Annotated in this window: 12 protein-coding genes; 5 read left to right on the top strand and 7 right to left on the bottom strand. The window is 37.9% G+C overall.

Annotated features, from left to right (window positions below; translation table 11 throughout):
• Positions 1-63: 63 nt before the first annotated feature.
• Together KTI78_RS14475 and KTI78_RS14470 are read right to left on the bottom strand one after the other, a co-directional pair.
• On the bottom strand, positions 64-1,251 hold the full coding sequence (locus KTI78_RS14475) for an ammonium transporter (protein ID WP_262446503.1): 1,188 nt from the start codon (positions 1,249-1,251) through the stop codon (positions 64-66).
• Positions 1,252-1,552: 301 nt separating this feature from the next.
• Positions 1,553-2,437, bottom strand: a complete 885-nt coding sequence (locus KTI78_RS14470; RefSeq protein ID WP_262446502.1) for a LysR family transcriptional regulator — start codon at positions 2,435-2,437, stop codon at positions 1,553-1,555.
• A gap of 116 nt (positions 2,438-2,553) precedes the next feature.
• Here KTI78_RS14470 and KTI78_RS14465 point away from each other — a divergent pair, with 116 nt between their 5' ends.
• Both KTI78_RS14465 and KTI78_RS14460 read left to right on the top strand, forming a co-directional pair.
• Positions 2,554-3,459 carry an AEC family transporter gene (locus tag KTI78_RS14465; protein ID WP_262446501.1) on the top strand — a complete coding sequence of 302 codons (906 nt, stop codon included), beginning with the start codon at positions 2,554-2,556 and terminating at the stop codon, positions 3,457-3,459.
• A gap of 96 nt (positions 3,460-3,555) precedes the next feature.
• Entirely contained in the window at positions 3,556-4,572 is a 1,017-nt protein-coding gene (locus KTI78_RS14460) for a molecular chaperone DnaJ (RefSeq protein WP_262446500.1), read from the top strand.
• 50 nt (positions 4,573-4,622) lie between these two features.
• Here KTI78_RS14460 and KTI78_RS14455 read toward each other — a convergent pair whose 3' ends face one another.
• From KTI78_RS14455 to KTI78_RS14445, 3 genes are read right to left on the bottom strand one after another with little or no spacing between them, the layout of a single operon-like run.
• Positions 4,623-5,744 carry a hypothetical protein gene (locus tag KTI78_RS14455; RefSeq protein WP_262446499.1) on the bottom strand — a complete coding sequence of 374 codons (1,122 nt, stop codon included), beginning with the start codon at positions 5,742-5,744 and terminating at the stop codon, positions 4,623-4,625.
• Between the two features lie 28 nt (positions 5,745-5,772).
• Positions 5,773-7,299: an AAA family ATPase gene (locus tag KTI78_RS14450; RefSeq protein WP_262446498.1), complete on the bottom strand. Its 1,527-nt coding sequence runs from the start codon at positions 7,297-7,299 to the stop codon at positions 5,773-5,775.
• A 60-nt stretch (positions 7,300-7,359) separates the two neighbouring features.
• Entirely contained in the window at positions 7,360-10,257 is a 2,898-nt protein-coding gene (locus tag KTI78_RS14445) for a valine--tRNA ligase (RefSeq protein WP_262446496.1), read from the bottom strand.
• A gap of 196 nt (positions 10,258-10,453) precedes the next feature.
• Here KTI78_RS14445 and KTI78_RS14440 point away from each other — a divergent pair, with 196 nt between their 5' ends.
• Genes KTI78_RS14440 through KTI78_RS14430 form a run of 3 tightly spaced genes read left to right on the top strand, consistent with a single transcriptional unit; the run spans position 10,454 to position 12,445 of the window.
• The gene (locus KTI78_RS14440) at positions 10,454-11,125 is read left to right on the top strand and encodes a hypothetical protein (RefSeq protein WP_262446495.1); all 672 of its coding nucleotides are present in this window, start codon (positions 10,454-10,456) and stop codon (positions 11,123-11,125) included.
• A 25-nt stretch (positions 11,126-11,150) separates the two neighbouring features.
• Positions 11,151-11,957, top strand: a complete 807-nt coding sequence (locus tag KTI78_RS14435) for an SDR family NAD(P)-dependent oxidoreductase (RefSeq protein ID WP_224992907.1) — start codon at positions 11,151-11,153, stop codon at positions 11,955-11,957.
• Between the two features lie 53 nt (positions 11,958-12,010).
• Positions 12,011-12,445 (top strand): nuclear transport factor 2 family protein, encoded by a 435-nt coding sequence (locus tag KTI78_RS14430; RefSeq protein ID WP_224992908.1) that lies wholly within the window; start codon positions 12,011-12,013, stop codon positions 12,443-12,445.
• Here KTI78_RS14430 and KTI78_RS14425 read toward each other — a convergent pair.
• Together KTI78_RS14425 and KTI78_RS14420 are read right to left on the bottom strand one after the other, a co-directional pair.
• The gene (locus KTI78_RS14425) at positions 12,442-12,876 is read right to left on the bottom strand and encodes a YbjQ family protein (protein ID WP_016143192.1); all 435 of its coding nucleotides are present in this window, start codon (positions 12,874-12,876) and stop codon (positions 12,442-12,444) included. The two genes, KTI78_RS14430 and KTI78_RS14425, sit on opposite strands and share 4 nt — an antisense overlap.
• A 7-nt stretch (positions 12,877-12,883) precedes the next feature.
• Positions 12,884-13,234 (bottom strand): YbjQ family protein, encoded by a 351-nt coding sequence (locus tag KTI78_RS14420; RefSeq protein ID WP_000927245.1) that lies wholly within the window; start codon positions 13,232-13,234, stop codon positions 12,884-12,886.

Genomic DNA, 13,234 nt, shown 5'->3' with positions numbered 1-13,234 from the left:
ATTTTCTTTAAAAAATAAAAAAAGCGACGAGAAGTATCGTCGCTTAGAGCACTTTAACAAGTATTAAAACATACCTTCTTCAGAGTTTGCTGAAATCTTATGAATAGACAAATCTGCACCACGGAACTCGTCTTCTTGAGATAAACGAATGCCGATAGTTGCTTTAAGCAAGCCGTAAACAATAAAGCCGCCAGCAAGTGCAATGGCTATCGCGAGCGCTGTCCCGATGAGTTGAGAGATGAATGAGACGCCGCCTAAGCCACCAAGCCATTGCTGACCAAATAGACCTACTGCAATACCACCAAATGCACCGCATACACCGTGTAAAGGCCATACACCGAGTACATCGTCCACTTTGAGTTTGTTTTGAGTATAGGTGAATAGATATACAAACATTGCACCGGCTGCACCGCCAATAACAAGTGCGCTGATTGGGTGAACAATGTCTGAGCCTGCACAGATTGCGACTAAACCAGCAAGTGGACCATTGTGTAAGAAGCCTGGGTCATTTTTACCAATCGCATTGGCTGTAATTGTACCGCCGACCATTGCCATGAGTGAGTTAATGGCAACCAGACCAGAAATTGCATCAACACGCTGAGCACTCATCACGTTAAAGCCAAACCAGCCAACAATTAAAATCCATGAACCAAGCGCCAAAAAGGGAATAGAAGAAGGTGGATGAGCACTTACACGACCATCTTTCTTATAACGACCAGAACGTGCACCCAATAAAATGACCGCTGCAAGTGCAATCCAACCGCCCATGGCATGAACTACGACTGAACCAGCAAAATCATGAAAAGCTGCACCGAAGGTTGTTTCTAACCACTTTTGCAAACCGTAGTTACCATTCCAGACCATGCCTTCAAAAAATGGATAAACCAGCGCCACCAAAGCGAGTGTTGCAATTGCTTGTGAACGCATTTTCGCGCGTTCAGCAATACCACCCGAAATAATGGCAGGGATTGCCGCAGCAAAAGTAAGTAAAAAGAAGCAACGCATAAGATTGTAGCCATGATCACTTGATAAAACCGTTCCATCATGAAAGAAGTGCTGACCATACGAAATGTAATAGCCAACAAAAAAATATGCGATTGCAGAGAGAGCAAAGTCAGTCAGAATTTTACTCAGTGCGTTCACCTGATTTTTATGGCGAACCGTACCAAGTTCCAAGAATGCAAAACCTGCGTGCATGGCAAGAACCAAAACTGCACCAAGTAATAAGAAAAATAGATCTACATTGTGCATAGCATGCTCGAAAAAAGTGCTAAATTCCATTTTGGAACAAATCTGGGTCTGTAAATTGCACCAAAATAGATTTAAGGAATCTAAAAACCTAAGTTTGTCGAAACAAACTCAATTGCATAAAAGTGAATATGCAATAAGTGCACCAATTTGAATTAGAAAAGTGGTTTTTGGCGATAAATGGTGCGTCGATTTGGTTAAGATAGGGCAGTTATGGCGCTTTTTACGTTACAAGTCATCTAATGTGCTGATAAATTGACCTGAAAGAGTTCGTTATTAAAGTTTAAAAAGAATCGTTCTATTCTTAATGATCTGACCAAACTGATTGTGCGACTTCAATAAATGCTTTCACAGCAGGACTGATATGTTTTTTGTTTTTCACCGCGAGTCCAATAGAACGTTTAAGGTTCGGTTTAAAAGGGCGCTTAACCACATTTGGATAAAGCGCGAGCAACTCTTTGGTAATCACCATATCAGAGACAATGGACACCCCTAACTGGTTGTGAACCATGCTGACGATACTTAAAATTTGTGAAACATAAAATTTGATGTATGGTTTCACATTAAAGTTTTTTAAAATTAATTCGACCTGATGTCGACTACCCGCCATTGTCATAATGAAAGGGCAGTTTTCTAGCTGTGCTGGATCAATGTAGAGCTGCTCTGCGAGTGGGTAACCATTTGGAATTAGGGCAACAAAACGGTCTTCAATTAAGGGGAATGTATCGAAGCGCTCATCGGGCATAATTAAAAAACCAACCTCAATGCGCCGTTCTAATAACCACTGAGCAACTTCTTTATCTTCACCTTCATCAATATAAATTTCGATTTTTGGGTAGCGCTGCCGAAAGCTTTCTAAAATTTCAGGCAATAGATAAATAGAGGATGAAGCCCCAAAAGAGCCAATACGTAATGTGCCTTCATTTAAACCATGGATAGCAGCCACTTCTTTTTCTAAGGTATTAGAAATACTCAATAACTCTTTTACATGTGTAAGAAGCTGTTGACCTGTCGTGGTGAGCTCAATATCACTCTGGGATCTTGAAATCACGTTAATGCCCCATTGTTGTTCTAATGATTTAAGCGCATGAGAAACAGCCGACTGTGAAATTCCCAGCTTTTCAGCGGTAGCAGTAAAGCTTTTTAGTTCAGCAATGAGTGCAAAAATTTCAAGCTGGGTAAAGGTCATATTGTATTTGTTATGAGTAAAAACTCATTTTATCATGAGTTTTCATTATCTTTAATATATGAGTAAACCAAGGTCATTTCCAAAAATAGCAAGCCCCACCAAACTCGAGTAAAGAAATGAATAGCATTGTTTTATCTCTTTTTCCCTTAGTTGCATTAATTGCATCGGGATACCTGTTTAAAAAATATCGTTTTTTTAGCGATGAGTTTTGGGCTGGGGCAGAGAAGCTCAATTATTATATTTTATTTCCTGCTCTGCTTTTTAGTACGTTATCGACCGCAAAAATTGACTTACAAAGCTTGAGTACAGCCATTATTGTGATGTTGATTGTGGTCTTAGCTGTGACCATCATTTTATACATACTTCGAATGTTTTGGCACATACCACCCGCACGTTTTGGTGTGCATGTACAAAGTATGGTTCGTTTTAATACCTATATCGGTTTGGCTTTAGTGACTTCGCTTTTTAAAAGTGAAGGAATGGCAATTCTGGCAATTTTGTTGGCGCTTTGCATTCCACTTGTGAACGTTATTTCGGTGCTTGCTCTAACCTCTAAAGAACACATGGCAATTAAACCTGTATTGATTGCACTCCTTAAAAACCCTTTAATTGCATCATGTGTGGTCGGAGCAGCAGTCAATGCACTTCACATCCCGATTTGGGAAGGCTTTACTCAGTTTATTAAGCTTTTTTCAGTGTCGAGTTTGCCACTAGGATTGTTATGTGTTGGCGCAGCTTTACAGTTTATGCAAATTAAAAAAGACATTATGGTATTAGCAGCAGACACGTTTGCTCGACTTTTAGCAGTACCTGCTTTGGCTTACACGGTCTGCATGTGGTTTGGTTTACCAAGCTTGCAAACTCAAATTTTAGTCATTTTCTTTGCGCTACCGACTGCTTCTGCTTCATACATTTTAACCAAAGTTTTGGGTGGAGATAGTCAGCTCATGGCAGCCGTGATTAGCTTTCAAACTCTATGTGCTGCCGTGACTTTACCACTGGTGATTTGGTGGATTTCTTAAGATATAAATCTTTAGCCTGACTCGTATTTAAAGAATGCTTGGCTACCTTCCTCATCTGATTATTGCTACACTTTTTTCTTTTTCGGGTAGATGAGTATGTCCTTTGATCTCAAAGTCAGCTTGCAGCAAAGGTCTGAGCCGTCTGCACAGCAGAAAAAACTAAATCGCCTGATTGATAAAATAGAACAGCAAAAAGTTAGCCTGAGCACATGGCAAAATGCACAAGCTGAGATTCAACAGCACATACGGCAAAAACTGATGCCTGTGTATGGCGATTTGCATGAGGTCTTATTTCAGCAGTTAGATCAACTCTGGAATATGCTGCATAGCCATGAGTTTTCTAAAGTAGACATGCAACAAATTGATGAGAAAATTGCCCGGCTTGCACAAATGTTGAAGCGCTCTAAAATGCTGTCTGCTCAACAGTTGGACTTGGTGAAGCAGATCGATACCTTTTATCAGCAACATGCGGGGGAGTCGGTAAAAAAGAATAAAAAAGCTCAGTCAATACAATTTGAATATGAAGAAAGTGCTGAGCAAAGTGCAGAGTTAGAGGAAGACTTTGAACAGTATGCGGCTGAGCAACAACAAGCGCGAGAAGAAGCCAAACAGCAAAGACAGCAACAGAAACGTGAACAAGCTGAGCAAATGGCAGCCCAATCACTCAAAACAGTTTATTTAAAAATTGCCGCGATGATTCACCCAGACCGTGAGCAAGATGAAACAAAGAGACAGGAAAAAACTGAGCTGTTCCAACAAGCAAGTCAGGCTTATGAAAAACAGGATTTGTTTTATTTACTCAAACTCCAGTTACAGCTTGAACAGAATAAAGGGCTAGGCGCTAAAGAACTATCTGCCGAACAGTTGCGTTTTTATAAACTGGCTTTGGATGCACAAAGTCAGCAGCTTGAAAGTCAAATTGCTGAGATTTTAGATTCTTTTCAGCTAGCCAAGAATGTAAAAGCAGAGCATGTGCATATCAGCGATGTTTATAAAGCTATAGATGCTGATTGTGCTGAATTAAAGCAGCAGATGAAGTGGGAAAAGGAGCGTTTAAAACATATGAAAAAAGTGAGTGGGGTGGAGATATTGTTGGAGCATGGGGTTTTATAGTTTTTAGAAGCATATATCCCCCTAACTTTAGAAGTAAAGGGGGAGTACAATTAAGAAAATCTAATTTTGGGGAGTGCACATGAAAGCCAAAATACAGTTTCTCCTATACCAAGCCACTCAATATTTGTAGGATCGTTTCTTATAATTTCAAAAGTCTTATGGCTACTTTCAGTATTTAGGAAATTAATGACATGATCTAGGGTTTTCTCACTACTTCCTTCTAAGAATATACAATTCTTTTCTTTCAATTGCTTATGAATTTTACAATTAGCATGTTCATCAAACTCACAATCTTTAATAATTTTCTTATCTTTAAGGAAGTTATAAACTTGATTCCAATATTTACCTTTAGGCGTACTTCCTCCAAGGTTAGTATAGAATTTTTTTGTAAAGCCGAGCTTTATATCTATATAGGAATAAAAATTGATAGTTGATTCCTCATCCAAGTTTCTTAAAATTTTTAATCTTTCAAAAGGGATATAAGGTGTGTTTTCTAGGAGCTTTTCAGGGATTAAATTCTCAGCTTCACGGCAATTAGTATTTGAAAAAAAAGCTAACCATGAATCATTTTCTACTAAAACTTTACATTTTTTAGCATTATCACTAATTTCACAATTAGGAGAAAATTTATCACTATCTTTAAAGCAAAAAATAAACTCTTGCTTCTTATCTAGTTGGTTCCTTAATTCCTCTGTAATTGTATCACCACCACCACCTTGGAAATGGTTGGATATCTTTAATAAAGGAAAGTTTTTCCTATTTTTGATTCGAAAGTGTTCTGCTGCATAATTTAAAAAATAAGAATCATTAAGATTTTCTGCAAGTATTAAAATTCCTTTTGAAAGAAAACCTGGTTTAATTTCATTTATATTTATAATCCATTGCTTGTCAACATTGCTTATTCTATAAGTATTCGCAGTAATAATAATCTTATAGGGGATGCTATTATAAAATGATTGATTGGTTGCATAATTATTAAGAGCGAATGAAGCAGCTTCTCTAGCTGACTTTGATAAATATTCACATTCATATAGTTTTTTTAACAAACTTCTTTTGCCACTTACAATAAAATAACCTTCACTAAAACCATCAAATAAGTATCCTAAGCTTTTTAGATTCTCACAATTAGTTAAGTCTAAGCTATCTAAAGAATTGTCTAAATGAATATACACAACAATAATCTCAAATAAATCGTTAAAATTAGTTAAAGAAACCGAAAGGCCAATTCTCTAAAATTCCCTCATCATTGAATTTAGAGTGAATAATATTTGTTTTACTATTTTCATTATCGAAGATTAAAATTTGTACGTCATTATGATCAAGAATCCCTTCTTCTATTAATTCACCAAGTCTATTTATTAGATGTGGGCTATGAGTTTCATAAATAAAATTATACGCTCGTTCAAGATCTTTTAATTGATTAATAATATCAACAGTAATGTCGGAAATTTTAGCTTGATAAGCAGGATGTAAGTGTAATTCAGGTTGTTCAACCACTAAACAGCCTGAATCATTTTTATTTGTATATACAGCACTCCAAAGCTGTAAAATAACAGGTAAAATCTGCGAATAGCCCACGCCAAGATCAGCTAAGTTAATAGTTTCTTGAGTCTCTTTATTTATAATAAGATGTAAAGAAATATGGCCTGAACTCGATTCAGTAGAAAACTCAAGATTAAAATGTTTGTCTATTAATTCTTTTAATTTCTCATGCTTATGATTTTCCTGTAAAAACATAGCAATGTTTGATCCTTTTGAGTCAACTTCATCAATTGCTAACTCTTGTTTTCGATAATAACGTTGTGCAGTGGCCCTAAGTGGTTCTAAATATTTTACTTGTGTGAAATATGAAGTAATGGCTTTATTGTAAAAGTCTAATATACTTTCAGTTTTTGAAATAAAATAAATTTCTTTTAACTCTGAAATTTCATTTTCTGATAAGCCTAATTCTTCGAACTCATCAAAATTAACTTCCGTAAAAATATTTTTCTCTATTAGTTCAACTATTTTGTCAATATCGGTTTTGTTTGTTAAATCCTTATATTTTCTTTCAACTATAATTGGGAAAATAAAATTTCTATTTTTTAAATAAAAATTCACATATTTATGTAATCTATTTTCTGAGTTCTTTACGTTTTTAAGATCCATTTCGATATTGGGAAAAAATTGTTGTTGTTCTATTTTATAAAACTCATCAATTTCATATGTATTGTTATTGATTGTTGCATAAATTTTCTGCTTTTTAGGTTTTAAGATTAATTTTAATTTATTATTTAAAAGTTCTATATCAATAGTATATTGTGGATCTTTTTGTTCAATATTAACAATTGATATAGTTACTTTACTTTCAAAGTATGTATTCTCCATTTCCTCTAAATTATCTAAATATTTTTTTTTCTCAGTTGGAATTAATGGTGTTGAGAGTAAAATTTTTAAGTAATCTTTATGAGATAAACTAAAATTAAAACTAAAAGACATTCCATCTTCAATATTTTTTTTATTTACTGCTGTTGTAAAGTCGCCAAAATCAACTAATCGTCCATACCATAAAATCGGAGATTTTTTTTGAGCCTCGCAACTTTGACGTATTAAAGGAAACGTACGAGCAAAAGTACTTTTACCTACACTATTTCGTCCAACTAAAATAGTTAAGGGCTTTAATTCAATGTCACCCGTATCAATTAGACTTCTTAAATTTTGTATTCTTATCGAATTTAATTTACTCATGAAAAAATCCCCTCATTATTATTGAAGGGATTTTAACCTAATTATTAATTAAAACAAATATTAAAGCGCAGCAATCTGCTCCATATTCGCTTTAACTTTCTCTAACTGAGCAGCAAATTCAGCAAGCTTCGCTTTTTCACCTTCAACCACCGCTGCTGGTGCTTTAGATACAAAGCCTTCGTTTGCAAGTTTGCCCGCAATTTGGTCGTGTTGCTTTTGGATTTTATCCAAGTCTTTTTGCAAACGACCAAGCTCAGCTTTAGGGTCAATTAAGCCTTTCATTGGTACAAATACCGATGCATGGCCTACTACGCTCGAAGAAGAAAGTGGTGGTTCTTGGTCTTTACCTAAGAACTCAATACTTTCGACTTTAGCCAATGCTTTGAACAACGCTTCAATACGAGTAATTTGCTCACGTTCAGCATCAGAAATGTTTTGAAGTAATACTGGCAATAAACGCGCATTACCTAAGCCCATTTCACCACGAATGTTACGTACCGCACCAATCAAACCTTGAAGCCATTGCATATCTGCTTCAGCTTGCTCGTTGATTTTTGCTTGCTCAGGAATAGGGTATTGAGCAGTCATAATCGTTGGGCCGCCTTGACCAAGCATTGGTGCAAGTGTTTGCCAGATTTCTTCTGTCAAATATGGCATTAATGGATGAGCCAAACGTAAAGAAGCTTCCATCACAGCGAGCAATACACGGCGTACTTCAGCTTTACGCTCTTCTGAAACTTCTGCATCGTTTAAAACTGGTTTCGTTAACTCAACGTACCAGTCACAGTATTCATTCCAGATAAAGTCGTAAATCGCTTGAGCAGCAAGGTCTAAACGGTAAGTTGCAAACGCTTGATGTACAGCAGCTTCAGCTTTTTGCAGACGGCTGATAATCCATTGTTCTGGAAGTTCCCATAGATCAGGGCGGGCTTCTTGACCAACAGTTTGACCTTCAACATTCATCAGAACGAAACGAGTCGCGTTCCAGATTTTGTTACAGAAGTTACGGTAGCCTTCAACACGTTTTAAGTCGAACTTGATGTCACGACCAGTGTTTGCAAGCGCACAGAACGTGAAACGAACTGCGTCAGTACCATAAGCATTAATGCCTTCTGGGAACTCTTTGCGCGTTGATTTTTCAATCTTCGCAGCATCTTTCGGATTCATTAGGCCAGTCGTACGTTTTGCAACTAAGCTTTCTAAATCAATACCATCAATCAAGTCTAACGGGTCAAGTACGTTACCTTTAGACTTCGACATTTTTTGACCTTCACCATCACGTACCAAGCCGTGAACATAAACAGTCTTAAATGGAACTTGAGATGAACCATCTTCATTTTTCATGAAGTGTAGGGTCATCATGATCATACGGGCAACCCAGAAGAAAATGATGTCAAAACCAGTCACCAATACATCAGTTGGGTGGAAGGTTTTAAGGAAATCATTCGCTGCGTCTTTTTGTGCGTCGCCAGTCCAACCTAAAGTTGAGAATGTCCAAAGTGCAGATGAGAACCATGTATCAAGAACATCTTCATCTTGTTTAAGTTCAACGTCAGCAGCGATGTTATTTTTCGCGCGTACTTCTTCTTCGTTACGACCTACATAGATGTTGCCATTCGCATCGTACCAAGCTGGAATACGGTGACCCCACCAAAGCTGACGTGAAATACACCAGTCTTGAATGTCACGCATCCATGCCATGTACATGTTGCTGTACTGTTCTGGAACAAACTTAATACGGCCATCTTGAACTGCTTCAATTGCAGGCTCAGCAAGAGGCGCAATTTTTACGTACCATTGGTCAGTCAGTAATGGCTCAATGATCACGCCTGAACGGTCGCCGCGTGGAGCTTTTAAGTCATACGGTTGGATTTGATCTAACCAGCCTTCAGCTTCCGCTTGAGCAACTAATTTTTTACGTGCTTCAAAACGCTCTAAACCAGCATAGTCCGCAGGTGCAGTAATCGTTTTAGAAATTTGTTCGCCAGCTTTTGCAATATATTCAAACTCACCTAAAACTTCGGCATTTTTGTTGAAGATATTAATGATTGGCAAGCTATTGCGTTTACCTAGGTCATAGTCGTTGAAGTCGTGAGCAGGGGTGATTTTTACACAGCCAGTACCGAAGTCTTTTTCAACGTAGTCGTCAGCAACGATCGGAATTAAACGACCAGTAATTGGCAATACAATATTTTTACCAACAAGGTGTGCATAACGCTCATCTTCAGGGTGAACAGCAACCGCAGTATCACCAAGTAAAGTTTCAGGACGAGTTGTTGCAACGACTAAATAGTCTTTGCCGTCTTGAGTTTTAACTGATTTGTCTTCAAAGAAATATTTAAAGTGCCAAAGTGAGCCTTTTTCTTCTTTGCTTTCTACTTCAAGGTCAGAAAGAGCAGTTTGAAGTTTTGGGTCCCAGTTTACAAGGCGCTTACCGCGGTAAATTAAACCGTCTTCGTGCAAACGAACGAATACTTCTTTAACAGCGTTTGATAAACCTTCGTCCATCGTGAAACGTTCACGTGACCAGTCTACCGAAGAACCTAAGCGACGAATTTGTTTCGTAATTGTGCCGCCAGATTGTTCTTTCCATTCCCAAACTTTGTCGATGAACTTTTCACGGCCTAAGTCGTGACGAGTTACACCTTGTAAGCCAAGTTGACGCTCAACAACCATTTGAGTTGCAATACCAGCGTGGTCAGTACCTGGTTGCCACAACGTGTTTTTGCCCATCATACGGTTATAACGGGTAAGGGCATCCATAATGGCATTGTTAAAACCATGGCCCATGTGCAAACTACCAGTGACGTTTGGTGGCGGAATCATGATACAGAATGATTCACCGTGACCAGAAGGTTTGAAGTAACCTTGTTCTTCCCACGTTTTGTACCACTTCTTTTCGATCTCGGTTGGATCGTATGTGGTGGCAATATTTTGAGCGGTTTGAGCGTCAGTCATAGTAGCTTAGATCGAATATGCATAAAAAATTGCACCTATTGTAGCAAAAAAATGCCTCGAAATTAATGTGCTGAAAACAGATAAACGGTTTTGTATTTTTTTCAAAAAACGGTAGATTTATGAAAGATGGATCACAATTTAATCGTGTAGCGACACGGCACAAAAATTACAAAAGAATTGAAAAAGGATGCTGCTGATGAGTTATGAAGTTTTTTTGAAAATTTCCGATTCGACTTATACCCAATTCGAGGCCATTCGGCAAAAACTGCATGAGGGGGTAAGCCAAAGTCAGGCAAAAGTTTTGGGGGATGTATTGTCTGACCTTTCTTGCGAAATTATTGAGCAGGTTTTTTCTGTACTTTTACAGTCAGGGAATACAACTATGTCTCCAAAACAACAGGCTGAGTCTGAAAAAGTTATTCAGCAAGTTTTAGAGACTTTTCGAAAATACATGCCTTGGTCGGTTTCATTTTTTGGAAATGAACGTCTTTTACCCTTAGTTGATTATATGACCTCTCTCATGAAAGAGCAGGAGCAGCAAGTTTATATTACCTATCCGGTCACACTTCAACTTGTACAACAAACCGAAATCCTTACGCAGCAAATTCGTGACGGTAATATGCAAAGTATTACGGCTGCATTTGAGACGCTTATAGAAATTGTGGATTTAGGCGTAACAAGCCTAGTACGTGAACCTAAAAAGCGTTTAAAATTTAATTTAGTTGTCGATAAAACTCTTAACGGAGTCATCAACATGACGACGCATTTGGGCTATAAACGTTTGGAAAAGTTAGGGACACAGGTCGATCAGACCACAGCAACTCATTATATCAACCACTTTTTGGCCTTCATGCATCAAGCAGCATAATTTAAAAAGATAATAGGAACATCACATGGCCAAACTTGATACTTTGCAAAATAAAGTGGTATGGATTACGGGCGCATCTTCTGGTTTGGGTAAGGCCTTAGCAGGAGAGCTCGCTTTACAAGGGGCAAAGTTGATTTTGACCTCGCGCCGTTTTGAAGAGCTAGAAGAAGTTCGGGTTGGTTTATTAAACCCCGATCATCATTTGTCTGTGGTTGCAGATATTACTGATGAAAAGCAGGTTCAAGAAGCTTACAAAGAGATTTTAAAGGCTAAAGGTCGTATTGATTGGCTCATCAATAATGCTGGTTTGAGTCAACGTGCTTTAATTAAAGACACGACCATGGCAACTGAACGCGCCATTATGGAAGTCGATTATTTCTCGCAAGTCGCGTTAACTAAAACTGTATTACCAACGATGCTCAAACAAAAGTCTGGCCGAGTTGTATTTGTGTCGAGTGTGGCGGGTTTATTGGGTACACAGTACCGTGCAAGCTACTCGGCTGCTAAAGCCGCAATTCACATGTGGGCAAATAGTTTGCGTGCTGAGGTCTCAGATCAAGGGGTCGAAGTTTCAGTTATTTTCCCTGGTTTTGTAAAAACTAATGTTTCATTCAATGCACTTAATGGTGCAGGGGAACCTCAAGGCCACCAAGATGAAGCAATTGAAAATGGTTTAGAAGCGGATGTTTTTGCAGAGCAAGCTGTGAAAGCTTTGATGCAGGGTCAAGAATATATCGTTGTGGGTGGGACTAAAGAAAAACTAGGTGTAATGGTTTCTCGGATGTCACCAAAACTTCTTTATAAAATGATTCGGAAAACAAAAGTAAAATAAAAAAGTGATATTGCCGTGCTAAATTGGTGAAAAACCCGTATAGAAGGTTCGCCATGGATCAGGATTATCACCGTATTTTAGAAGTCATCACGCGTTTTCAATTGGTCTTTGATCAGAAAAATTGGGACGCTTTTGATGAGTTGTTGGCAGATCAACTTGAGGTGGATTATTTCCAATTTAGGGGCGAGCCTTTATGTGTCGTGTCTTGTCATGAGTATAAAGGTTCTCGGCAGCAAGCTTTATCGCATTTGCGACTACAGCACAATTTGAGTAATCCAATTATTCGTATTGAACAAGACCAAGCATGGCTAGAGTGTAATTATCAAATTTATCGTTTTTCAGAAAATGACTATTTTCATTCTTTTGGTCGTTATTACTTCACTTTGGCTAAACAACAAGACCGTTGGAAAATTACGGGGATTTGCCAACATTTAACTAAAAATATTGGCAATCCACGTATTCACTTTTCTGCTGTGGGGCAGTATTAGTCTTTGACAGCAGTTCCATAAGCAAAAACTTCAACCATTCCACCTTGCATACCAAGTTCGGTTGTACTCAGCCGAACTCCCATAATATGGTTAGCTCCTGCGGTATGTGCTTGTTGTTTTAAACGTACAATAGCCTCTCGGCGAGCACGTTCAACAATACTTTCATAACTGGTCAGTCTTCCGCCCAAAACATTCTTTATAGATGCCAATACATATTTAAAATAGTCATGAGAAATGACCACATTACTGCTAATAAAATGGCCCAGTTGATCACTTGTTGCAAAACGATTGGTATCAATTCTGATATGGGCAAATTGTTGCTCTTTTTCTAAAAGTTCATTCAAATGTTTTCTTTCAATATGACGTCCAAAAGCCCAGCCAATACTGAAAAGAATGAGAAAAATAACAAGCTGAAAAATAAGATTGTCCATTTTCTACCTATGCATTAAATGGATCGGGTAGATGGGGCGCTTGAGGCTGCACAACCACTGCTGTGCCATATACGAATAACTCAGAAGCACCTTGGGCAATATTTGAAGTTGAAAAGCGTATACCGACAATTGCATTCGCACCAAGCTGCTGGGCTTTTACAATCATACGCTGCATGGCTTCTTGGCGAGATTCTTCTAATAATTCGGTATAACCTGTAAGTTCGCCACCTACAATATTTTTTAAACTTGCCATTAAGTCACGGCCAACATGCTTACTACGAACCGTACTTCCATAAACAACATCAAGCTGTTTCAAAATCTGGTGGCCTGGAACACTTTCTAAATTACTCAGTAACAT

It is taken from the genome of Acinetobacter sp. WU_MDCI_Abxe161 (assembly GCF_025514355.1).
Taxonomy (GTDB): domain Bacteria; phylum Pseudomonadota; class Gammaproteobacteria; order Pseudomonadales; family Moraxellaceae; genus Acinetobacter; species Acinetobacter pittii_E.
The sequence above is the reverse complement of the archived record's forward strand: the minus strand, read 5'-3'. Positions and strand labels throughout refer to the sequence as shown.

What these genes read in the sequence shown, in the direction of transcription:
- KTI78_RS14475 (WP_262446503.1), bottom strand. Translation starts at nt 1,251, where the DNA reads ATGCACAATGTAGATCTATTTTTCTTATTACTTGGTGCAGTTTTGGTT.
- KTI78_RS14425 (WP_016143192.1), bottom strand. Translation starts at nt 12,876, where the DNA reads ATGGACAATCTTATTTTTCAGCTTGTTATTTTTCTCATTCTTTTCAGT.
- KTI78_RS14450 (WP_262446498.1), bottom strand. Translation starts at nt 7,299, where the DNA reads ATGAGTAAATTAAATTCGATAAGAATACAAAATTTAAGAAGTCTAATT.
- KTI78_RS14445 (WP_262446496.1), bottom strand. Translation starts at nt 10,257, where the DNA reads ATGACTGACGCTCAAACCGCTCAAAATATTGCCACCACATACGATCCA.
- KTI78_RS14440 (WP_262446495.1), top strand. Translation starts at nt 10,454, where the DNA reads ATGAGTTATGAAGTTTTTTTGAAAATTTCCGATTCGACTTATACCCAA.
- KTI78_RS14465 (WP_262446501.1), top strand. Translation starts at nt 2,554, where the DNA reads ATGAATAGCATTGTTTTATCTCTTTTTCCCTTAGTTGCATTAATTGCA.
- KTI78_RS14420 (WP_000927245.1), bottom strand. Translation starts at nt 13,234, where the DNA reads ATGTTACTGAGTAATTTAGAAAGTGTTCCAGGCCACCAGATTTTGAAA.
- KTI78_RS14435 (WP_224992907.1), top strand. Translation starts at nt 11,151, where the DNA reads ATGGCCAAACTTGATACTTTGCAAAATAAAGTGGTATGGATTACGGGC.
- KTI78_RS14470 (WP_262446502.1), bottom strand. Translation starts at nt 2,437, where the DNA reads ATGACCTTTACCCAGCTTGAAATTTTTGCACTCATTGCTGAACTAAAA.
- KTI78_RS14430 (WP_224992908.1), top strand. Translation starts at nt 12,011, where the DNA reads ATGGATCAGGATTATCACCGTATTTTAGAAGTCATCACGCGTTTTCAA.
- KTI78_RS14460 (WP_262446500.1), top strand. Translation starts at nt 3,556, where the DNA reads ATGTCCTTTGATCTCAAAGTCAGCTTGCAGCAAAGGTCTGAGCCGTCT.